At 61.3% G+C, this 22,605-nt stretch carries 16 protein-coding genes and 1 pseudogene; 7 read left to right on the plus strand and 10 right to left on the minus strand.

All coding sequences use genetic code 11. The annotated features are described in order from the left end of the window. The first annotated feature begins 2 nt into the window (after positions 1 to 2). Positions 3 to 836, plus strand: coding sequence for an AraC family transcriptional regulator (locus AACY13_RS16265; RefSeq protein ID WP_339462622.1), 834 nt, complete (start codon positions 3 to 5; stop codon positions 834 to 836). Here AACY13_RS16265 and AACY13_RS16270 read toward each other — a convergent pair. Continuing rightward, positions 833 to 1,762 carry an ion channel gene (locus AACY13_RS16270; protein ID WP_339462623.1) on the minus strand — a complete coding sequence of 310 codons (930 nt, stop codon included), beginning with the start codon at positions 1,760 to 1,762 and terminating at the stop codon, positions 833 to 835. The genes AACY13_RS16265 and AACY13_RS16270 overlap by 4 nt on opposite strands. A 176-nt stretch (positions 1,763 to 1,938) precedes the next feature. Between AACY13_RS16270 and AACY13_RS16275 the strand changes: the two genes are divergently transcribed. Further along, entirely contained in the window at positions 1,939 to 3,018 is a 1,080-nt protein-coding gene (locus AACY13_RS16275; protein ID WP_339462624.1) for a polyamine ABC transporter substrate-binding protein, read from the plus strand. Positions 3,019 to 3,028: 10 nt separating this feature from the next. Continuing rightward, the gene (gene speB / locus AACY13_RS16280; RefSeq protein ID WP_339462625.1) at positions 3,029 to 3,997 is read left to right on the plus strand and encodes an agmatinase; all 969 of its coding nucleotides are present in this window, start codon (positions 3,029 to 3,031) and stop codon (positions 3,995 to 3,997) included. 96 nt (positions 3,998 to 4,093) lie between these two features. On the opposite strand, the gene AACY13_RS16285 is transcribed toward speB, so the two are convergent. The 3 genes from AACY13_RS16285 to AACY13_RS16295 all read right to left on the minus strand — a co-directional run bounded on the left by AACY13_RS16285 (position 4,094) and on the right by AACY13_RS16295 (position 9,142). Then, on the minus strand, positions 4,094 to 5,653 hold the full coding sequence (locus AACY13_RS16285) for an acyl CoA:acetate/3-ketoacid CoA transferase (RefSeq protein ID WP_339462626.1): 1,560 nt from the start codon (positions 5,651 to 5,653) through the stop codon (positions 4,094 to 4,096). A gap of 232 nt (positions 5,654 to 5,885) precedes the next feature. Further along, complete coding sequence (locus AACY13_RS16290; RefSeq protein ID WP_339462627.1) at positions 5,886 to 7,271, minus strand: GntP family permease; 1,386 nt, start codon at positions 7,269 to 7,271, stop codon at positions 5,886 to 5,888. Between the two features lie 413 nt (positions 7,272 to 7,684). Beyond that, entirely contained in the window at positions 7,685 to 9,142 is a 1,458-nt protein-coding gene (locus tag AACY13_RS16295) for a sigma-54 interaction domain-containing protein (RefSeq protein ID WP_339462628.1), read from the minus strand. Positions 9,143 to 9,361: 219 nt separating this feature from the next. Here AACY13_RS16295 and AACY13_RS16300 point away from each other — a divergent pair, with 219 nt between their 5' ends. Then, a complete protein-coding gene (locus AACY13_RS16300; RefSeq protein ID WP_339462629.1) occupies positions 9,362 to 10,447 on the plus strand; it encodes a GGDEF domain-containing protein in 1,086 nt (361 codons plus the stop codon). 451 nt (positions 10,448 to 10,898) lie between these two features. On the opposite strand, the gene AACY13_RS16305 is transcribed toward AACY13_RS16300, so the two are convergent. The 4 genes and pseudogenes from AACY13_RS16305 to AACY13_RS16320 all read right to left on the minus strand — a co-directional run bounded on the left by AACY13_RS16305 (position 10,899) and on the right by AACY13_RS16320 (position 16,339). After that, a complete protein-coding gene (locus AACY13_RS16305; RefSeq protein WP_339462630.1) occupies positions 10,899 to 13,547 on the minus strand; it encodes an STAND family AAA ATPase in 2,649 nt (882 codons plus the stop codon). 164 nt (positions 13,548 to 13,711) lie between these two features. Then, positions 13,712 to 14,167 (minus strand): annotated as a pseudogene (locus tag AACY13_RS16310) (nuclease-related domain-containing protein); the annotation flags it as partial. 508 nt (positions 14,168 to 14,675) lie between these two features. Further along, the gene (locus tag AACY13_RS16315) at positions 14,676 to 15,896 is read right to left on the minus strand and encodes an MFS transporter (RefSeq protein WP_339462631.1); all 1,221 of its coding nucleotides are present in this window, start codon (positions 15,894 to 15,896) and stop codon (positions 14,676 to 14,678) included. Next, positions 15,893 to 16,339 (minus strand): RidA family protein, encoded by a 447-nt coding sequence (locus AACY13_RS16320; RefSeq protein ID WP_339462632.1) that lies wholly within the window; start codon positions 16,337 to 16,339, stop codon positions 15,893 to 15,895. Before AACY13_RS16320 ends, AACY13_RS16315 begins: the two co-directional genes overlap by 4 nt. An 87-nt stretch (positions 16,340 to 16,426) precedes the next feature. Between AACY13_RS16320 and soxR the strand changes: the two genes are divergently transcribed. Beyond that, a complete protein-coding gene (gene soxR / locus AACY13_RS16325) occupies positions 16,427 to 16,894 on the plus strand; it encodes a redox-sensitive transcriptional activator SoxR (protein ID WP_339462633.1) in 468 nt (155 codons plus the stop codon). 208 nt (positions 16,895 to 17,102) lie between these two features. Next, on the plus strand, positions 17,103 to 17,339 hold the full coding sequence (locus tag AACY13_RS16330; RefSeq protein WP_339462693.1) for a TolC family protein: 237 nt from the start codon (positions 17,103 to 17,105) through the stop codon (positions 17,337 to 17,339). Positions 17,340 to 17,491: 152 nt separating this feature from the next. Here AACY13_RS16330 and AACY13_RS16335 read toward each other — a convergent pair whose 3' ends face one another. Next, positions 17,492 to 19,393, minus strand: coding sequence for an SLC13 family permease (locus tag AACY13_RS16335; RefSeq protein ID WP_339462634.1), 1,902 nt, complete (start codon positions 19,391 to 19,393; stop codon positions 17,492 to 17,494). 437 nt (positions 19,394 to 19,830) lie between these two features. On the opposite strand from AACY13_RS16335, the gene AACY13_RS16340 reads away from it, so the two are divergent. Beyond that, a complete protein-coding gene (locus AACY13_RS16340; RefSeq protein WP_339462635.1) occupies positions 19,831 to 21,717 on the plus strand; it encodes an acetyl-CoA hydrolase/transferase C-terminal domain-containing protein in 1,887 nt (628 codons plus the stop codon). An 80-nt stretch (positions 21,718 to 21,797) separates the two neighbouring features. On the opposite strand, the gene AACY13_RS16345 is transcribed toward AACY13_RS16340, so the two are convergent. Beyond that, positions 21,798 to 22,544, minus strand: a complete 747-nt coding sequence (locus AACY13_RS16345) for a glutaredoxin family protein (protein ID WP_339462636.1) — start codon at positions 22,542 to 22,544, stop codon at positions 21,798 to 21,800. Positions 22,545 to 22,605 lie beyond the last annotated feature (61 nt).

Below are 22,605 nucleotides of genomic sequence, written 5' to 3' on the forward strand. Positions count from 1 at the left end.
AAATGGACCCCGTCAGCAAAGCCCTTTGGCTGATCGAAACGGAACTCGATCAAGCGCTCGACCTGCAGCGGCTCGCCAGTGTCTGCGGCCTGTCGCGCTTCAGCCTGTCACGGGTATTCGCCGGTGCCACGGGGTGGTCGGTGATGCGCTACGTCAAGGCGCGCCGTTTGAGCCGCGCGGCGCATCGGCTGGCGCAGGGGGCACCGGATATTCTCGAGGTCGCCCTGGCGGTCGGTTATGGCTCTCATGAGGCATTTACCCGTGCGTTTCGCGAGCATTTCGGGATAACCCCCGAGGCGTTGCGCGCGAACGGACATCTGAATGGAATCGAATTGCGGGAGGCCCTGCGCATGCAAGCTAGCAATACTTTTGCACTCTCAGAACCACGTTTCGTCGACAGCGAAGAACTGCTGATCGCCGGGCTCGGCGAGCGTTTCACGGTCGAGACGTCCCAGGGCATCGCCGCGCTGTGGCAGCGTTTCGTGCCCTATATCGGCCGCGTGCCGGGGCAGCAGGGTTATGAAACCTTCGGTGTGTGCTGCAACCCGCAGGACGACGGCAGTTTCGAATATATCGCCGGGGTGCTGGTGAATCGTACGGACGACCTGCCAGCGGGTTTCACCCAGCAGCGCCTGGCCGCCCATCGCTACGCGGTGTTTCTGCATAGCGGACATATCTCCAGCATTCACCAGACCTTTAACGCCATCTTCCAGCGTTGGCTGCCCAGCGCCGGGCTGCAGGGGGCCGATGCGCCTGAGTTCGAGCGCTACAGCGGCGACTTCGATCCCATGGCGGGAACCGGCAAGGTGGAAATCTGGGTGCCGCTGCAAGGCTAGCGGGTCATCTTCTTCACGAACACCACCACGAACAGCGCCATGGTGAAGCTGCCGGTAAAGGCCTCGAACGCGGCAATCGGTCGTGCCAGGCCGTGGGGGGTGATGTCGCCGTAGCCGAGGGTGGTGAAGGTCACCACGCTGAAGTAGAGGCAGTCGGCGAAGTCGTCCAGGTTGGCCAGCCAGCCGCGCTGCAGTGCCAGCCCCAGGGGTTGTCCGGCATGTTGCACGCCGACCAGAAAGTACAGCAGGCCGCAGAAAACGATCAGCCCGATGGAGAACAGCACGACGTTGAGCGGTTTTTCACCGTAGCCGCTGAACAGGTCGACCAGCCAGGACAATAAGCGTCTGCCGCAGTAGCGCGGCAGTTGCTGGCGGCGCGTGACCATCTCGCGGTGGAAGAACAGGCCGGCCTGTTCGAACAGCCCGGCTTTTTCCAGGTGCAGGCGCAGGTTGCGGTAGGTTTCCTCGGCTTCCTCGAAGCAGCGCCGGGCGGCGGCATGGTCGCCGCGGCGCAGATAGGCGTGAGCCTGGCGTTCCTGGCGTAGCCGCCGATCCCAGATCACGTTGTCCAGGCGTGCGCCGTCCAGTTGCGTGCCCAGCAGGTTGCAGTCGCGCAGGTCGCAGCAATGCAGGTTGGCCCCGCGCAGGTCGGCTTTCATCAGCGAGCTGCCGCGCAGGTCGAGGGCGAACAGGTGAGCGTTCTGCAGGTCGGCGCGGTACAGGTCGCTGTCGCGCAGGTCATAGCCGTTACGGTGGCCGTGGTTGACCAGGTCGATGCCGGCGAGCTGCGCGCGCTTGAGCTGAAAGCCGCGCATCGACGCACCGCTTTGTGCGCGCCGATGCAGGGCGGCGCAGAGTCCGTCGGCGTGATCTTTGTCCTGCTCGGCATCGAGCCAGAAGCTTTCGTCGATATGCAGCTCGCTCATTTGGCCGCTCCCCAGAGTGCCCTAGCAAGACTAGCCGGGCGCTGGCGCGGTGCGCGGGCTCACCCGCTTAAACATCGATAGATAACAATGCCAGCGTGCCTTACTTCATATTTATTCGAAGCAAACGGCGGCGCAGGATGCCCTGGCCTACTAAAAAACCGATGAGGTCGTTCGCCATGCGCTCGCTCGTTTCGCTGTTTCTGCTGTGTTGCGTATTCGCCGCGCAGGCCGAGGACAAGGTCCTGAACCTCTACAGCTGGTCGTCCTATATCCCCGAGCAGGCGCTCAAGCGCTTCAAGGAAGAGACCGGCATCCGGGTCAAATACGACATCTTCGACAGCGCCGAGGCCCTGGACAGCAAGCTGCTTACCGGCGGCAGCGGCTATGACGTCGTCTTTCCGGCCTCCAGCGGCCTGGCCCGCGCCATCCAGGCCGGGGCGCTGCAGCCGATCGACCGCAGTCAGCTCGCCAACCTGGGCAACCTGGATGGCGAACTGCTGGCGAAACTGGCCAGCAGCGATCCTGGCAACCAATACGGGCTGCCTTACACCTGGGGCACCGTCGGCCTGGGTTACAACCGGCAAGCCGTCGAGCAACGCCTGCCAGGCGTACCGACTGACAGCCTGGACCTGCTGTTCAAGCCCGAATACGCCAGCCAGCTCAAGGACTGCGGCATCGCCGTGATCGACTCGCCGCAGGAGGTGATCAGCATCGCCCTGCATTACCTGGGCAAGGACCCCTACAGCAGCGAGCCCGACGACCTGGCGGCGGCGGCGCAGTTGCTCGCCGGGCTGCAGCCCAACCTGCGCTATGTCGGCAGCGGCCGGCATATCGACGACCTGGCCAAGGGCGAGATCTGCCTGGCCCTGACCTACAACGGCGACGCCCTGATGGCCGCCGACAACGCCCGCGAGGCTGGCCAGCCGTTCGAGGTCAACTACCGCATTCCCGTGGAAGGCACGCTGATCTGGTTCGACACCCTGGCCATTCCCGTCGACGCGCCGCACCCCGAGGCCGCCCATGCCTTTATCGACCATATGCTGCGGCCCGAGGCCATCGCCGAGCTGACCAACAGCGTGTTCTTCGCCAATGCCAACCGCGCCGCCGGCGAGCTGGTCGACGCGGCCATTGCCCGCGACCCGGATATCTACCCGCCCGCCGAGGTGCGTGCGCGGCTGTTTAGCGAGCGGCTGCTGCCGCTGCGCCAACAGCGCCAGCGTACCCGCATCTGGACCACCTTCCGCAGCCAGTATTGAGGACACGACCATGGAAGCATTTAACGGCAACGACCTGGCCATCACCCGCGACAGCCTCTACGGCACCTATTCGGAGCCGACCTACGCCGGCGTCACCAGCTTTATGCGTCGGCGTTACAGTCGCGACCTGGCCGGTGTCGACCTGGTGGTCAGCGGCGTGCCCTTCGACACCGCCACCACCAACCGCCCCGGCACCCGCTTCGGCCCACGGGCGATTCGCGCGGCCTCCATCACCAGCGCCTGGGAGCGGCATTACCCCTGGGAGTTCGACCCCTTCGACCATCTGGCGGTGATCGACTACGGCGACTGCAACTTCGACCACAGCCAGCCGCAGAACACCCCTGCGGTGATCGAGGCGCATGCCGCGCATATCGTCCAGGCCGGCTGCGGCATGCTCACCCTGGGTGGCGATCACTTCATCAGCTACCCGTTACTCAAGGCCCATGCGCAGAAATATGGCGCGCTGTCGCTGGTGCATTTCGATGCCCACAGCGATACCTGGCCGGATAGCGATGAGGCGGAGCAGGGCATCAACCACGGCACCATGTTCTATTACGCGGCCAAGCAGGGCCTGGTCGATCCGGCGCGTTCGGTGCAAATCGGCCTGCGCACCACCAACGATGACGTCATGGGCTTCCAGGTGCTGGACGCGCGTCAGGTGCATCGCAGCAGCCCGGAGCAGATCGCCGAGCTGATCCGCGCGCGGGTCGGCGATAACCCGGTGTACCTGACCTTCGATATCGATTGTCTCGACCCGGCCTTCGCACCCGGCACCGGCACCCCGGTCTGCGGCGGTCTCTCCACCCACCAGGCGCTGGAAATTCTCCGCGGCCTGCGTGGCATCAACCTGGTGGGCATGGACGTGGTGGAAGTTTCGCCGCCCTATGACCACGCCGAAGTCACCGCCCTGGCCGGTGCCGCGGTGGCGATGGAGCTGGTGTGCCTGTATGCCGCGCGGCACAAATTTGGCGAGCGCTGAGCGGGAAATACGTAGGGTGGAAATCGCTGTTTATTTCCGCCATTGGGGCCGCGCGACTGCCCATGGTGGACCGGTCAAGCGTGGTCCACCCTACGTCTAGTCAGCATTCAGTTGCTCGCTCAGGCCGATGGGCTCTGGCAGAAACAGCCGCGCATCCATCAACCTGGGCCGGCGCACGAGGGGCATAAAGTCCATGCGCGCGAGGATGTCGCGCTCGATGTCCACGCCGGGAGCCACTTCGATCAGCTCCAGACCATCCAGGCTCAGGCGGAACACGCAGCGTTCGGTGATATAGAGCACCGGTTGGCCGCGCTCGGCGGCCTGGTGGCCGGCGAAGGTGCGCTGCTCCACCGCGGCGACAAACTTGCGCAGCGCGCCGTCCTTGACGATGCGCAACTGACCGTCCTCGATACGGATATCCTGCGGGCCGGCGCTGAAGGTGCCGAGGAACACCACCTGCTTGGCGTTCTGGCTGATATTGATAAAGCCGCCGGCACCGGCCAGGCGCGAGCCGAATCTGGACACGTTGAGGTTGCCCGCCGCGTCGGCCTGAGCCAGGCCGAGAAAGGCGATATCCAGGCCGCCGCCGTCGTAGAAGTCGAACTGATAGGGCTGGTCGAGCAGCGCGCTGTGGTTGCTCGCCGCGCCGAAGTCCAGGCCCGAGGCGGGGATGCCGCCGATCACGCCGGGCTCGGCGGTCAGGGTCAGGCGCTCGATCACCCCTTCCTCGGCGGCCACCGCCGCCACGCCTTCGGGCATGCCGATGCCCAGATTGACCACCGCGCCGGCGCGCAGCTCCAGCGCCGCACGGCGGGCGATCAGCTTGCGTACATCCAGGGGCATGGCTTTCAGGCTGTCCGCCGGCACCCGGGTCTCACCGGCGAAGGCCGGGTTATAGGCGGTGGCGAAGGTCTGCTGATGGTTCTGCGGCTCGGCCACCACCACGCAGTCGACCAGGATCCCGGGGATCTTCACCTCGCGCGGATTGAGCGAGCCGCGCTCGACCAGACGCTCGACCTGGGCGATCACCAGGCCGCCACTGTTGTGCGCGGCCATGGCGATGGCCAGGCTCTCGATGGTCAGCGCCTCGCGCTCGAAACTCAGGTTGCCGTCGGCATCGCTGCTGGTGGCGCGGACGATACCGACATGGATCGGCACGGCGGGGTAGAACAGATAGTCCTCGCCGTCGATCGGCATCAGCCGCACCAGCTCGGTGGTGGTCCGTGCGTTGAGCCTGCCGCCGCCATGGCGCGGGTCGACGAAGGTGCCCAGGCCGACCCGCGACAGCTGCCCCGGCTTGCCCGCGGCGATATCGCGAAACAGCTGGGAAATCACCCCCTGGGGCAGGTTGTAGGCCTCGATACGGTTGTCCACCGCCAGCTTCTGCAGCCCCGGCACCAGGCCCCAGTGGCCGCCGATCACCCGGCGCACCAGGCCCTCGTGGGCCAGGTGGTTGAGGCCGCGACCCTTGCCGTCGCCCTGGCCGGCGGCATACACAAGAGTCAGGTCACGCGGCGACTGTTCGGTGAGAAATCGCTGCTCCAGGGCGATGGCGATTTCCTCGGCGAAACCGATGCCGACGAAGCCGCCGGTGGCCAGGTTGGCGTTATCGGCGATGCGCGCCACGGCGGTGGCGGCGGACATGATCTTGCTCATGGCGGGGTACTCGAAAGCGATTAAACAACATTGAGTACAGGGCGCAGCAAAGCGTCGCGAGCGATGGCCAGGCAAGGCGCGCTCAGGCAAGGATGCGGAGTGTACTGATGTACATGAGCAGTACTCGTTTCACTCGCCCTTCGGGTCGAGCTAAAGCACGTTAGCCGCAAGCGGCTTGCCGAGCCTGCGCGCAACGCAGCATGGTCGAGCGCAGTAGCTTTGCAGTGTCCTGTCAGAAACTGCCAAACAGCGTGCCCAGGGTAATCACCACCGCCAGGGCCACCATGGGGAAGGCCACGGTGTTGACGAAGATAAACTTGTACGACTCGCGGTGGGTCAGCTTGCAGATCGCCAGCAGCGAGATCACCGCGCCGTTGTGCGGCAGGGTGTCCATGCAGCCGGAGGCCATGGCGGCGACCCGGTGCAGCAGCTCGGGGCTGATACCGGCGCTGGTGGCCAGGGTCAGGTACTGCTCGCCGAGGGTCTTCAGCGCGATCGACATGCCGCCCGAGGCCGAGCCGGTGATGCCGGCGAGGATATTCACCGCCACCGCCTCGGAGATCAGCGGGTTGCTGGACACCCCGAGCACCAGGTCGCGGATCACCACGAAGCCGGCCAGGGAGGCGATCACCGTGCCGTAGCCCACTTCGGCGGCGGTGTTGAGGATCGGCAGCATGGAGCCGAAGGCCCCGTCGTTGATGCTTTTTCTCAGGTCCAGCCAGCGCTGCCAGTGCAGGGCGACCAGCAGCAGGATGGCCGCGCTCAGGGCGACGATGATCGACCAGATACCGATCAGCGACTTGGCGTCCTGCAGGCCACCGAACTCCGGCTTGGCCAGGTAGCTGGCGTCGAGGCTGGGCAGCACCTGCTTGGCCATCAGGAAGTTCAGGGCGATCACCAGCAGGATCGGCAGCAGCGCCAGCCAGAACCCGGGAATCGCGCGGTTGTCCGCGGCCACCGGCTCGTCGCTGTGGCTGCCGTAGCCTTCGCCGGCGGCTTGCAGCTTGCGCGCCTGGGCGGTGAGCCACCAGGTGCCGAGGCCGAACATGATCAGCCCGGCGATCAGCCCCAGGCCCGGCGCGGCGAAGGCGTCGGTGCCGAAGAAGGGGTTGGGGATGGCGTTCTGGATGGCCGGGGTGCCGGGCAGGGCGGTCATGGTGAAGGTGAACGAGCCGAGGGCGATGGCACCGGGAATCAGGCGCTTGGGAATACCCGCCTCGCGGAACAGTGCCGCGCCAATCGGGTACACCGCGAAGGCCACCACGAACAGCGACACGCCGCCGTAGGTGAGGATGCCGCACGCCAGCACGATGGCCAGGATCGCCCGCTCGCTGCCGACCTTGGCGACGATGCCGTGGGCGATGGCACGGGCCGAGCCGGAGTCGTCCATCAGCTTGCCGAACAGCGCGCCGAGCAGGAACAGCGGGAAGAACTGGATCACGTAGCCGCCCATGGCCTTCATAAACACCTGGGTGTAGGTGGGCAGCAGCATGGCGATATCGCCGGCAAACAACAGCGCCAGCAGGGCCAGCAACGGAGCGAGGATCAGCACGTTGATGCCGCGGTAGGCGAGGTACATCAACAAAGCCAGGGAAAGCAGAATACCGAGGGTACCCATGGGGGCGGTTCCTTTTGTTGTTGTTTTAGCCATCGCTCTGTGGCGACGCCGATAGCTTGCTCGTTAAACCAGGCAGCCGAGACCAAGCGTTGAGCTGACTAGAGCGAAAGCTGTGCCAGGCCGCTCTACGACTTTGCTCGCAATGGCCGAGAAGCCCGTGGCTCAAGGCCCGCAGCGATTTCCAGGCGGCGCGGCAGGGTTGCAGGGGGCGGATGGCGTGTCTTGAATTCTGGAATTTGTCCAGAAAATTGGATGATGGTGCGTGTTGGATTCCAGAAATCTGGACTTCTGTTGGTGTAGGAGCGGGGGGACGCCTAGTCCTTGCCCGCGATCTGTTGCGGGCTCAAAAAGCATCGCGGCCAAGGCCGCTCCTGCCTAAGGTCGCGTTTGCTTTGGGTGGCGGTGTGCCTGGCTCAGTCGTGCTTGCCCAGGCCATGCAGCGCCAGCTTGGCGTACAGGCCGGCGCGGGAAATGCCCAGGCGTTCGGCGGCCTGTTGGCGGTTGCCGGCCGTGGCCTGCAGCGCCTCGACCAGGGCCTGGCGCTCGGCCTGCGCCAACTGCTCGGCCAGGGGCTGCGCGTGGGTGGCTGGCAACTCTGCGGGGCTGTGCGCGGGTGGCGTCACCGGGTCGACCAGCAGCGCTCGCAGGGCGTCGCCATCCAGTCGCCCGTCGCCGGCCAGCTGAGCGCGTTCCAGCAGGTTGCGCAACTCGCGCACGTTGCCGCGCCAGGGTTGGGCGCTGAGCAGGGCGAGGGCGGCGTCGGTCACTTCCAGCGGGGCCTGGGTGGAGCGGTTGGCGATGTCGTCGAGCAGGTGTTCGACCAGCGCCGCAATATCCTCGCGGCGCTCGCGCAGCGGCGGCACGCGCAGGGCCAGGACATTGAGGCGGTAATAGAGGTCGTCGCGGAACTGGCCGGCGGCGACCTTGGCTTCCAGGTCGATATGGGTCGCCGCGATCACCCGCACATTCAGTGGCTTGACCTGGTTGGAGCCGAGCGGCTCGACCTCCTGCTCCTGCAGCACGCGCAGCAGCTTGGCCTGCAGCGGCAATGGCAGGTCGCCGATCTCGTCGAGGAACAGGGTGCCGCCGTTGGCCACCTCGAACTTGCCGATGCGCGCCTTGCGATCCGCGCCGGTAAAGGCCCCGGGGGCGGTGCCGAACAGCTCGGCCTCGACCAGGGTTTCCGGGATGGCCGCGACATTGACCGCGACAAAAGGCCCGTTGGCCCGCGGCGACAGGTTATGGATGCCCTGGGCCAGCAGCTCCTTGCCGGTGCCGGTCTCGCCGCGCAGCAGCACCGTGGCGTCCAGTTGCGCGGCGCGGCGGGCCTGGCGCTTGACCTCGCTGGCCGCACTGCTTGCGCCGATAAAACCGGCGATGGTGTAGCGCGCACGACGGGCCTTGGCCAGCTCGTGCTGGGTGGCGAGCAGCTGGCTTTGCAGCAGGTTGAACTTGGCCATCAAGGGCTTGAGGTGGCGCGCCCGGTCGAACAGGACAAAGCCCAGCGCACCGACCAGGGTGCCGTCCTCATCGCGCAGGGGAATGCGGGTGACCACGAAGTGCTCGCTGCCGAAGGCCATCAGGTCGAGCATGCTCGGCTGGCCGCTCTCCACCACCTCGCGCAGCTTGCTCGCCGGCAGCACCTCTTCGATCTGCTTGCCGAGCACGCTGCGCGGGTCGTCGATACCGACCTTTTCGGCGTACTTGTCGTTGATCCAGACGATGCGCGCCTGGCGGTTGACCGCGATGGTGCCCTCGCACTGGGCGTTGAGGTGGTCGAACAGCAGGGGCATGGCCACGGCGCGAAAGCGTTCGGGGGAGACGCCGACGATCAGGCCGTGCTGATCGAGGTCGTCGCGGGAAATGGCCATGGCCCTGGGGTTCCGTTACAGCAAGGGCCCCGATTATGCTCAGGTGCGCGGGCCAGCGGCAAGCCGCGCTCTGCGCCGCTGCAGGTGCCGTTAGTCCGGCGAAATCGACCGTTCGTAGGCTGGCCTTACGCCATCAGTCCGTAAGCCTGGGTCCATCCGGCAAAACTGGTTAGAGTCGGGCTGTGCCGTATCTAGCGGCCATTTGCCAGCGGGATAGCCATGTTTTTCAAGCCCTCTGCCCGAAATCAGCCGTCTGACGACCGTGGTCCGGCCGCTTTGCAGGATATCGGCCAGCACTCGCTGATGCGCATGGTGTTCGCCACCACCGGTATCACCCTCGGGCTGTTCAGCGTGCTGCAGTTTCTCGGCGGCAACTACCTGTTTGCCGGCCTCGAACTGACCCTGACCCTGCTGCTGTTCTGGGGCGCGTGGCGGATTGTCGGCGTGCGCAATCTGTTGCCCTGGATCTACTTCTACCTGCTGCCGACCTTCAGTTTTCTGCTGTACATCATGGTCATGCCGCAGGCCTCGCAGACGGCGTTCGTCTGGGTCTACATCATCCCCGTGCTGGCCTACCTGCTGCTCGGGCGCGTGCGGGGCGGCCTGCTGACCCTGCCCTTCGTGGTGCTGGCCACGCTGCTGTACCTGTACAAGTACCAGGTGGTGCTCGATAGCAGCGGCTTGATCGATCTGGGCAACGCACTGTTCTGCGGGCTGTTGATCATGGTCTTTATGCACCTCTACGAAACCCGTCGCGCCGCCGCGCACCGGCAACTGCAACGCATGGCGCGTACCGATGCGCTGACCGGCGTGGCCAACCGCGGCAGTTTTCAGCAAGCCCTGGAACAGAGCATCCGCGAAGCCGAGCGCAGTCAGAGCCGGCTGGTGCTGGTGATCATGGATGTCGACCACTTCAAGGCGGTGAATGACCGCTGGGGACACGATGCCGGCGACCAGGCCCTGCGGCAGATCTGCAACAGCCTGGGCAAGCGCCTGCGGGTGACCGACAGCCTCGGCCGCCTGGGCGGCGAAGAGTTCGGCCTGCTGCTGCGCAATACCGAACGCCGCGGGGCCGAGCCCCTGGTCGAAGCCCTGCGCCAGCAGATCAATACCGGCCCCCTGCAATACGCCGGGCAGAACATCCCCCTGTCCGCCACCTTCGGCCTCGCCGAATGGCCTATCGACGGCCGCAGCGCCGACCAACTCTACCGCTGCGCCGACCGCCGCCTGTACCGCGGCAAACAACAGGGCCGCGACCGCCTGGTAAGCCGCGACCATGAACAGGGCGAGAGCTGCCTCGAATAATTTGGCGGGTGGGGTGGCTGCAGGTGGAGTGGGGCTATCCCGAAGACTTGATCCTGCGGGTTTATCAGTCCTTCTGGTTTCCGTGCGCGCAGTATCAAACACAGGTTGATACCGGGACAGGCGTGCTCTTTAGCTGGGGTACCGAGAGTGGCGAGCAACTGAGCTGGATGGCTGCGTATTGCTTGCTCTATCAGTCCCTTTTTGGGACTGATCGGTCCTGCGCTAATCTCGCGGGGTTGATTTGGGGGAGCGGTGGGCTTTCGGGCGTGGGGCTGAGAGCCGTCAGAAGTAAAAGCGTTCCCTTTTTACTTCGGCCGACAGCAGCCTCAGGGGAAATAAATCTGTCCCCTTTTTTCTAGTCCCCTTTTTTCTATTTTTTCTAGTCCCCCTTTTTTCTACAGACCCCTTGCTCCCTCTTTGCTCCCCTCTATACGCCATTTTCCTAACGTTTTTATTCTTCAGAAAATTCTCTTTTTGGTATCACGCTGTTGGATATTTTTCCTATTTCTACAAGGCTAGGTTTTTTACCAAATTCGTGTTTTGCATATCCTGATTTTAATAGGTGTTTGATTTCATTTAGTTCGGTGGTTGATGCAAAGTCGTATCGATACCTGTTGATAAGCGTTTCAACTACGTTGTATAAGTAGAATGAGTTTTTTGGGATGGATGATATATAGTTTTCTATGTTGGTTTTCCAGTTAGTAGGTCTTTCATTGATGATCATTAGCATCAAATTGTGCTTTATTAGCTGGTCTTTTTCTGAATCTATGCAGTCGTAAAGTAGTGGGGCGATCTTGTTTGAATAAAGGTCGCCTGAGAAGAGTCTTACAATATTGTAAGGGTTTGCTAGGAATATTCTTTTTAGTTTTTCTTCTGTTGTATCGCCAAAGCCTTTTTCTAAAACGAACCCCTGGCCTTCAAATGCAGCTTTTCCTTGAGATGCTAATAGGGGTGTTAGTGTAAATATTATCAGGGAGACCTGTTTCCACCCGCGGGTGATCTGTTTTAATAACTTTCTTTTTGTGTCTGGATCTACGTAATCGCTGTTTCTTAATGCTCGGGAGCTGGCTTTTATCTTTTGTATAAGGATGCTTAGGGAGTACTCTTCAAGGATGTATTGGATTCTTTGGTCGTAAGGTTTTAGCTGGTTATAATTTTTGTCGGCGTGGTCATCTTTCAAGGCGTCTGGAAGATTTGAGTTTGTAATGTTTTCATTGATCGATTCTTTTGCACTAGCTATAGACTCCGCTGAAGGACTCCATTCAATAGACGCTAATGGGTTTAGTTCTGCGGGGAGGCCGGTTTTTTGATCTACTGTATCGCATGCAGATGATAAGTCGCTTGTTAGTTTTTCTAATAGTTCTCCACGATCCCGGTCGATGCCTGTGTAGAATTCAATTATTTCAGGGAAAGAGGCGTAGCTTTCTTTTTCTATGATGTAGTCCCTGAATTCTTTACTTGCATACATGCGTCTGGCTGCGAAATAGTATATCCAGTACGTTGCCCGAAAGCAGAATTCATGACCTATTTTTGTGATGATGTTATTGTTGAATAGGGTGTCGAAAACAACTGAGACTTCTAAGTGGAGAAGTTTTTCTTTGCAGAAGGATGTGATATTGTCAAGAAACTCTTCTCTGGAAAAAGTTTGTCTGCGTGATTTTATGAGTGTTTCGCAAAAACGACCAAGTGCGTATTCGCAGTCCTTTAAGTCAGGTTTTGCTTTGTAAGTTGGGAGTTCGTCTAAGTTGAATAGGGCGAAAAGTATGAGTTCTATCATTTTGGTTCTATTGACAGGGCTGTCATCTAGGTTTGATTCTGATACTTTCAATAGCGTGATGCAGTTTAGCGGAGTCCGGTGAATGTTTAGAGCGTCAAGCTCGCGAAGTATTTTCTCTAATAGCTTGTTTTCATCTCCAATGTATTTTGCATCGTTGTAACCATACACGACTTTTCTGACTTGACTCCTGGGTAACGCTAATAAATAAAGGCTGCCAAAGTCTCTGTTTATATTCTCGCTACTTTCTTCTTTTTGGAAGGGGGATTCTTCAGTTGTCTGCATGACGATGATTGGAATATCGTTGTACTCGTGGCATAGATTCCGTAACAGTTTTTTTGCTCCTGCCTCAGTATTTTTCCATGAGTCGAGAATTATGCAGTCAATTTCTTTGGTTAATATCCCTAGGGCGTTAAGTTCCTTTAGAACAGATTTCGTAATGTCGTCCCTTTTTGTTGTTTTTGCGTCAAGTTTTATCCAGGTCTTTCCAATTTTCCAAGCCTCTAGGGCTAGGTGGTTTGCAAGGCTGCTGAGGCCGAACTGTGGGGGTGACTTTATAATTAAGGACTGTGGTGAAGATAATAGAGTCTCTATTTTCACCCGTGAGTTGTAATTCTCGGTTGATTTTTCACTTATAGATTCTATTTTGCTTAAAAAGGGCTCGACCCAGATTGCGGGTTGGTTTGAAAATATTTTAAGTGATTCATTAAGTCTGTGTTCTAATATATTTGTTACGGTTGCTATTAGAGTAGGGTTTTCTGTGTTCTGGATCTTTGAGCTTGAAGCTTGTGCGAGATTATGTGAAGCTGACTGCTCTTGAAAGTGATCATGCAAATTCCTGTATAGAATTTCCTTGAAATCATTTGTGCCGTTGTATTCCTTGTATAGTCCGCCAAGCGAAGATATTTTTTCTTTAAATCGATTAACTTTTATTAGTTGTTCTGGGTCGATTTTTTTGATCGGCGCGTCACATGTGTTGAAATACATCATTATTTCAACATTATCTGACGCTTTATATTTTTCGAATGCTTGGTTAAATTCTTCTTCTGTTCCTGATCCTGCTCTAGGCGTTTCTGCTCCAAAGCGTGCCCACATTATTCCTATGAAAATATCGTATTCTTTCAGTAATTGTGAATTTATAACTTCTTGACCGTCGCTGCCAAAACTTGGGCGGGAGTCCGTCTCCCATTTTTTGGATTCTATACGGAAATTTAATTTCTGACCTATAGTTGTATTTATTTTGTTAAATACTTCATCGCATATGTTGCGTTCTATCTCTGTGTCTCCGGGGGAGGCGATGAAGCATTTATATATCCTGGCGTGCATTGCATTCTCTTTTGTCAAGTAATTATTGTCTTGTGATTAGTGGCTATAATTTATAGTTGCGTAATAGGAGATAGTCCATTATGTCCAGTATTCCCTGCGACTCAAGGATTTTGCATTGTCCTACACTTCGGATACATTCCCCCCGCCAAAACTACTGACCTACCTGTTTTAAAGGTGCTGCCGCCAACAAAGGTAATGACCGAGTGCAGATGCTCCGGGTTTACGCCAAGGGTGGCTTCCAGGGCTTTGAGGTGCTTGTAGTTCTGCCGTAGCGGGTTCTGGAACTTGAAGGTGCGCTTGTAGAGCTTCTGCGTCCACTGCGCCTGCTTCTCGCTGCCGAAGATCCAGCCGCTCATGTTCTTCGTTTCCAGCACGAAGATGCCATGGGGCGAAAGGAATACGTGGTCGATCTGGGTGGTGCCGTCCGGCGTGTTGAGGGTGACGTTGTGCAGGCGGCGGTAGGTCTGCTTATCCAGTTGCCAGTGGGTAAACACGCGCACCAGGAGTTCGCCAATATGACCCTTGGCCCAGGGCGACTTGAGCAGGCCGAGCAGCAGCATGGCGGGAATCAGCCAGGTCAGGGTGCCGATGAAGGGTCCGAGGATGATGCTGTAGTCCATGCATTCTTCCTTGAGCAAAGCCGCTTGAGGGGTGCCCGTGAGCCGAGCGCGCAGGCGTGTCTGAATTCCCAATACCGGACACTGACCCGGATAATGGCCAATTGCCTTGGCCGGCTCAAGGGTTCAGCGACTATTTGCTAACTGCCATTAGCGGCTGATGTGCTGGTTTTGCCAGCGCAGCTGCGGTCAGATCCAGAAGGGTGCGGTTATAGGAAGTGCTTTGCGGTGAGCCGATTAGCCGGCTTGGCGGCTCATTGCGTGAGCCGATAGCACTGGCGATTCGGCTCGCTGTCTTTTCCCCGCGAGGTTGCTGGTGCCGCGTGACCTTGATAATGGCCGCTGTTCCCTTTAGCAGGCCGTTGAAAAACGTAGGCGAGGCAGGCAAGACAAGGCAAAAACGGCCGAGGAAGCGGAGTTTACGTGCTGTAAATGAGCATTCCGAGGCCGTTTCTAACGCAGTATTGCCAACGCAGGTAGTTTTTCAACGGCCTGTTAGGCAGCCAGGCATTCAGTTGGCGGGCTGGTGCCGCACTAGGTGCTGGTCATGCAGCAGTACCAGCCACGCCAGCATTCCGAGCACTGCACCTACTGCGCAGGTAGCGCCCCAGCCGCCATGACTCCAGGCCAGTGCGCCCAACGCCGAACCGCTGGCGGCACCGGTGAAATAAGCGGTCATGTACACCGCGTTGACCCGGGCCCGAGCCTGCGGAGCCAGTTTGTAGATGACGCTCTGATTGCTGATGTGTACCGCCGGCAGGGCTACATCCATTAGCAGCAATGCCAGCAGGAACCCGTACAGGTTGCTGCCACCCAGATAAAGCCCAAGCCAGCCGAGCAGCAGCAGACCCAGTGCGCCGGAAGTGACGATCTGGCCCCGGCCTCTATCGGTCAGACGACCTGCCAGATTGGCGGTTATCACACCGGCAATACCGAGCAGACCGAGCAGGCCGATCTGGCTGTCGCTAAAGCCGTAACCCGGCCCCGACAGCAGCAGTGCCATGGTCGAAAACAGCACGCTGACCGAGCCAAATACCAGGCCGCCGAGCGCCGCCCGGCTGCGCAGTCGGGGGTGGGCGACGAGCAACTGCAGCAGCGAGCGCAGGGTGTCCGCATAGCTGGCCGGATGAGCGTTACGAGCGCGCGGCAATACTATCCAGAGCGCACCGGACAGCAGCAACATAAGCACGGCGGTAAGGCGATATACGGTGCTCCAGCCATCCACCTCCGAGAGCAGGCCTGCAGCTGTGCGCGCCAGCAGAATGCCGGCCAGCAGCCCGCTCATGACCAGCCCGACTGCTCGGCCACTGCGCGCCGGGTCGGACAGGTTTGCGGCCATGGGCACCAGAATCTGGGCGGCGACCGAGAAGAAGCCGGTGATCAGAGTGCCGACCAGCAGCATGCTGAAGTTCTGCGCGTAGCCACTGATGAGCAGGCCCAGGGCGGCGATTAGCATAAGGCCGACGGCAAGGCCGCGCTGTTCCAGCTTGTCGCCCAGAGGCACTAAAAACAGCAGGCCGAAGGCGTAGGCCACTTGCGATAGGGTTACGGTCAGCGCGGCCACCCCCTCGCTGACACCGAGCGCCAAGGCAATGGAGTTCAGCAGTGGCTGGTTGAAGTAGTTTGCGCCGGCACACAGCCCAGTGGCTGCGGCCATCATTAATAGTATCCCGGTGGATAGGTAGCGATCGGCGGCGCTCGCCCTGATGGTTTCGCTGCGCAGCTGCGTCATGTCGGCGTCGCCCCTCGCGCGGCAAGACTTGCGATGGCATCGATTTCGATAAGCATGCCGTCCAGCGCCAGGCGGGGCACCGGTATCAGGGTACAGGCGGGTGTCGGCCGGCCTGCCCAGGCCTCATTGATGGTTTGGCTGATCAGCGCCAGGCGTTGCTCGTTGTGGTCCACAACCAGAATGGTCAGCCGTGCGATGTCTTGCAACCCTGCTTCAGCCGCCGCCAGTGCGGTAACAAGATTAGCCAGTGATTGCCGCAGCTGAACCTCAAATTCAGCCGCGAGAACACCGTTGGCATCTTCGCCCCCCTGTCCTGAAATAAACACTAAACAGCCCGGCCCGGGTGTCATTACTACATGTGAATAGCCGTTAGCGGAGGGGTCATAGAGCCCGGCAGGGTTTAGCATGGTCAGTTGATTAACGATGGCCTGGTGCCGCTGCATGAGTCACTCCTTGGTCGTTGTGAGAAAGCCGCGAGAACTTTAATATCTCAACTTAACTTGAGGTCAAGAGCTTTCTCGGAGGTCGATATGCAGCGAGTCAGGGGGCCGGATTCCGCCACACTCAAAGACCCTAGCCTGGGTGTTGGCGAGGTTGCGCTGCGCAGTGGTCTGACGGTGTCCACCTTGCATTTCTACGAATCCAGGGGATTGATCAAGGCATTTCGCAGTGCGGGCAATCAGCGCCGTTATCCGCGCTCCATACTGCGGCGGCTTGCGGTAATCAAGGTGGCACAGAAGGTTGGGGTGCCCTTGGCCGACATTGCCGAGGCGCTGCAGGCGTTGCCTTCTGAGCGCACGCCGGGGGTGCGGGATTGGCGACGCCTTTCACGAAGCTGGAAGCAGTCACTCGACGAACGTATTCATGCCCTGACCCAGCTGCGCGATCAGCTCGACGGTTGCATAGGCTGCGGCTGCTTGTCACTCCAAGCCTGTCCGCTACGCAACCCGGGGGACGACCTGGCCGATGAAGGGCCAGGGCCGCACTTCCGTAACTAGCTCCGTCAGGCCCTGCCACTGCCCGGGCCGGTGTTGCACCGGCGCGTGCATTACCCCCTCGTAGGCAGATGACGCCGGCGTTGGCAGTTGTCCCGCCGCCCTCTGTAGTTCACGCCTCTGAGTACGCGAAGTCGTCGGCTGAGCCGGCGCGCCCTAGCCCCAAGGTGCAAGCCCCATCGCCGCAGCGCTGCACTGGCGTGAAAAGGTCCTGGATAGCCAACGTAGCCAGGCCCGCGAGGTGCAGTCGCTCTACAGGGCGCAGTTCATCGTCGGCATGCGTGACATCACGGATCTGTTGACGATCGAAACCGAACTGTTCGAGGCGGAACGCCAGTTGATCAATACCCGTTCCGAGCGTCAGCGTACCCAGTACCGCACTGCTGCGCAGGTCGGTCTGCTGGTGCCCTGGCTGGAAGGACGCCTCACCGCCGCCCGGCAAATATGAATAACGCCGTACTCGACCAGGGGGCCTGAGCCGCGACCGCTTGCGCGGCTGCCGGAGCCAGAAGGGTTTATGCCGGGCGGGGCTTGCCGATCGGTGAGCCGATTGGCCTGTCTATTCGGCTCACCGGCCCATTCAGCTGGCCGGGTGCCTGCTTATAGCGGCCACACGATCAGCAGCAGCGGCACCGCCACCACCATCACGATGATTTCCAGCGGCAGCCCCAGCTTCCAGTAGTCGCCGAAGCGGAAGCCGCCCGGGCCGAGGATCAGGGTGTTGTTCTGATGGCCGATCGGCGTGAGGAAGGCGCATGAGGCACCAATGGCCACCGCCATCAGGAAGGAGTCCGGGCTTACCCCCAGCGTGGCCGCCGTGCCGAGTGCAATCGGGCACATCACCGCGGCAGTGGCGGCGTTGTTCATCAGGTCCGAGAGGAACATCGTCACCACCAGGATCAACACCAGGCCGACGATGGCGTGGCCCTGGGCGACGTTCTCGATGAGGAAGCGGGCGATGATATCGGCCGTGCCGGTGGTCTGCATGACACCGGCCACCGGGATCAGCGCGGCCAGCAGGACGATGACCGGCCAGTCGATGGTTTCATACACCTTGCGCGGCGGGACCGTGCGCAGCGCCATCGAGGCGAGCACGCCCATGGCAAAGGAGATGGCCGCCGGCAGCAGCCCGGCCGCGGCGCTACCAATGGCAAGGAGCATGATCAGGCTGGATTGCCAGAGCTTGCGCTTGTTGGGGATGCGCAACTCGCGCTGGGCCAGCGGCACGCAGCCATTGTCTGCGGCGAACTCGGCAATCGACTCGGGCGGCCCCTGCATCAACAGCAGATCGCCGGACTGCAGGGCGATGGAGCGCAGGCGCTTCATCGAGCGCTGGCCCTCGCGCGATAGCGCCAGCAGATTGACCCCGTATCGCGTCCTCAGCAGGATATCGCTGGCGGAGCGGCCGGCTAGTGACGAGCTGGGCAATACGACGAGCTCCATCAACAGCACATCGCCGGATTTCGCCGGTGCATCGACCTCGCTATCGGCTTGCTCTGCGTGATCCTTGGCCGATTTCTTGCCGCTTTCCTTGCTGTCCTCCTTTGTCGTTGCAGCGGCATTGCTGGCCTGGTTTTGTTCAGGCTCCTCGGGGGGCTCCGCTTCCTCCGGTTTGATCGACTCCTCGAGCTTGAGCTGCAGAGTCGACAGCACATCGGTTAATGAGTCGGCCTCTGCCTCGATCATCAGAATGTCACCGGCGTGCACCCGTCGCCCCGGATTGGCGGCGATAAGCCGGACCTCGTGCTGCACGATACCGATGATCTGCGCATCGATGTCAGCCAGCGCGGCCTCTATTTCGCGCAAGCTCATGCCTTCGGCCTTACTGTCTTCCTTGACCCTGACCTCGGTGATGTAGGCACCGGATTCGAAGCCCTCGACACCCGCTTGTTTGCGCGCCGGAACCAGACGCCAGCCGACCAGTGCAACGAACAACACACCGACCACTGCAACGGCCAGACCGATGGGCGTGAAGTCGAACATGCCGAAGCCGCCCATGCCCGCTTCGGCGCGAAAGCCGGACACGATGAGGTTGGGGGGTGTGCCGATCAGCGTGGTCATGCCACCGAGAATGGTGCCGAAGGCCAGCGGCATGAGCACCTGTCCGGGCGTGAGATCGAGCCGTTGCGCCACCTGGATGGCCACTGGCATCAGCAGGGCCATGGCACCGACGTTGTTCATGAAACCGGACAGAATGGCACCCAGCCCCATCAAGGCGGCCAGTGTCACCAGACGCCCTGCGTTGGCGGGCAAGACGGCACGCGTCAGCGCATCGACCGCCCCCGAACTCTGCAAACCGTGACTGAGCACCAGCACACAGGCCACCGTGATCACCGCCGGATGACCGAAGCCCGAGAACGCCTCGGCGGGCGCGATCAGTCCCGCCAGGACGCAGGCGAGTAGCGCACCGATTGCCACCATGTCGTGACGCCAGCGGCCCCATAAGAACATGGCCACCGTGGCCGCGAGTATCGCCAGAATGGCCCATTGATCGTTGGTCATGTACGCCTGCACGGTCGATGTGGTGAATAGTAAGGGGGTGGAGCATTGCCAGCGCGCAACCCTGCGCCCTGCGATAGCCCCCCTGGGAGTAACCGGATCGTCTTGTTCAGCTGCATCAGGCTCTCACATTTCATTTCCCCAGGACTACAGCCACGCCACCGCTGGGCATGCTGTGCAACGCCCTCAGGGCAACCGATCACAGCGGCCACAGCACCGGCCGCACGAACGCCAGCAACGCCGCTGGCATGCCGAGCCTGATGGCATCGACGCAGCGTGCGACCACTTGGGCGTGGTGTCGCGCGACAGCTCCTGCTGCGCGCAATTGCGTGCAAGACTGCGGCGTGCGGCTATGCTGAGGTCGTGACGCGCCTGGACGAAACGGCCGGGCACCATGGCGAACGCTGCGCCCGGGTCCGGGCGGCAGGAGATGGAGTGACATGCCGAGCGACCTGCTGATGCTGTCCGATCCGAAGGCCATCGCGCGGCGCATTGTCGAGAAAACCGGCGGAGACATCCGGCTGGCCTTGCCGCTCGGGCTGGGCAAGGCCAATACCCTGGTCAACGCATTGACCGACCTGGCCATCGCCGACCCTTCGATCCGGCTGCACATCTTCACCGCGCTGACGCTGCAACGTCCGCGCCCCACAAGCGATCTCCAGGCGCGCTTTCTCGGCCCGGCCCTGGACCGCCTGTTCGGCACCTACACAGCGCTGGACTACGCGACGCGGCTGGCGGACGGCAGCTTGCCCGACAATATCCAGGTGCAGGAATTCTTTTTCCAGGCAGGCAACTGGCTGGGCAATTCTGCGGCCCAGCAAGGCTATATCCCGGCCAACTATACGCATGCGCTGGATGTCCTGATGGCCCGGCGGCCCAATGTCATCCTGCAGCTGCTGGCGCGCGACGGCGAGCGGTTCAGCCTGTCCGGCAATACCGACATCACGGTCGATCTGCTGCGTGCCCGGGCGCGGGGCGAGCAGGCGTTCATTCTTGGCGGCGAGATCAACCCGCACCTGCCTTTCATGCCCGGTGCCGGCGAATTGAGCCGCGACGAACTCGATTGCGTGCTGGACGATCCCGCCACCCAGTTCGAGTTGTTTTCGGTACCCAAGCGCCCGCTCGCGGCGGCCGACCACGCGATCGGCCTGCATGTGGCCGGGCTGGTGCCGGATGGCGGCACGCTGCAGATCGGCATCGGCTCGATCGGCGATGCGGTGGCCTCGTCGCTGATCCTGCGCCACACAAACCCGGACAGCCTGCGCGCCATCATGGCGGCCGCACCCTTTCCCGGCCACGCCGCGGCGCAGGGCGGCCGCTTCGAGGTCGGGCTCTACGGTGTGACCGAGATGCTGGTGCAGGGCTTTCTGGCGTTGCTCAAAGCCGGTGTGATTCGGCGCAAGGTCGACGGCGCATTGGTTCACGCGGGGTTCTTCGTCGACTGTCACGACTTCTACCGCAGCCTGCGCGAGATGCCCGAAAGCGAGCGCGGGCTGATCCAGATGATGCCGGTGTCCTTTACCAATCAGCTCTACGGCGACGAGCCCGGCAAGCGCGAGGCGCGCCGCAACGCACGCTTCGTGAACGCGGCGATGAAGGCCACCGCCTTGGGCGGGCTGGTCTCGGACGTGACGAAGCAAGGCCAGATCGTCAGTGGCGTGGGCGGGCAGTTCAACTTCGTCGACCAGGCGTTCGCCCTGCGCGATGCGCGGGCCATCATCACCTTGAACGCGACCCGCGAAAGCCGGGGCAGGGTGGCGTCGAACATCGTCTGGGATCATCCCCACGAGACCATCCCGCGGCATTACCGCGACATCATCGTGACCGAGTACGGCATCGCCGATCTGCGCGGCCGCTCGGACGCCGAGTGCATCATGGCCATGCTCTCGATCGCCGATAGCCGCTTCCAGCCCGAGCTGCTGGCGCGGGCGAAGGCGGCGGGCAAGCTGCCCAAGGATGCGCGGGTGCCCAGGCCGCATGCATCGAACACGCCCCAGGCGCTGCAGTCATGGCTGGCACCCGCGATGGCGGACGGGACCTTGGCGCGCTTCCCGTTCGGCACCGACTTCACCGAGGTCGAGCAACGGCTGTTGGGAGCCCTGGCCATCCTGAAAGCGAAATCTGGATCGCGGTGGGCCATGGCCGGCCTGCTCTGGCGCGGTCTTCTGAGCGGCACGCCAGACCCCCAGCGGTGCGCCTGTCTGCAGCGTCTGGCGCTGGATCAGCCGCGCTCTCCTGCCGAGCGGTTGACCCGGCTCGCGGTCAAGGGGGCCCTGGAAGCTGCGGCGACCGCTTCCAGTCGTCGAGGCCGAGCCGTTGTGCCATAGCCATTCCCGCGAGACAAGCGTCCCAGGCGGCCTCGTGCTAGAGGGCCGGCGCAGCGCCGAGCGGGGCGCGGCCTTGCGCCTCAGGTGAGGATCATCCAGCAACCCATGGCGATCATCATCAGGTTCTCGGTCAGCGACACTAAGCCCAACGGCACCTTGCTGTGGCCGCCCACGCAGGCGCATTTCAATTCGCGCTTGTCGATATAGACGGCCTTGAACACCGACACGGCCCCGACTGTCCCGATGAACAGGGCGATGGGTACCGATATCCAGTTCAGCACGGCGGCCAGCATCAGCACGCCCGCCACGCCTTCGCCGAATGGATAGAGGTAGCCGTAGCGCACCCATCTGCGGGCCAACAGGTCGTAGTTGAGAAACATCGTCGAAAAGGTTTCGACGTCCTGCAGTTTCTGCAGCGCCAGCAGGCACATGGAGGCGGCGACGAACTTCGGCAGCAATTCGCGGGTGAATACGGTGCCGAAGGCGAGCCAGCAGATCGCCAGGCTTATGGCCAATGCCAGCGAGAACAGCGCGATGACGGGGGTATAGCTGGTCTCGTCCGCGTCCTTCAGCTTATGCCCCAAGTGCTTGCGCAGCGCCTCGTAACCGCCGATTCGCTGGCCGCTGATAAAAACTTGCGGTGTGCTCTCGACGCCGTGCTTTTTCTTGAAGGCCTCGGTTTCCTCAGGGGATTCGAGCGGCTCGTCGCGGACTTCGTAACCTTCGCGTTCCAGCAGGTCCTTGGCTTTCAGCCCGTAAGGGCAAAGGTGATCGGGCATGACCATGCGGTAAAGGGTCGCCGTTCTGGAGTCACTGGTTGCTGTCATCCTGTTGCCCTCCGTCTTTCCCATGCATCGATAAAACGCCCTCCCCGCACGGCAGGGGCCC

The organism is Pseudomonas sp. EA_105y_Pfl2_R69, assembly GCF_963970915.1.
Classification (GTDB): Bacteria; Pseudomonadota; Gammaproteobacteria; order Pseudomonadales; family Pseudomonadaceae; genus Aquipseudomonas.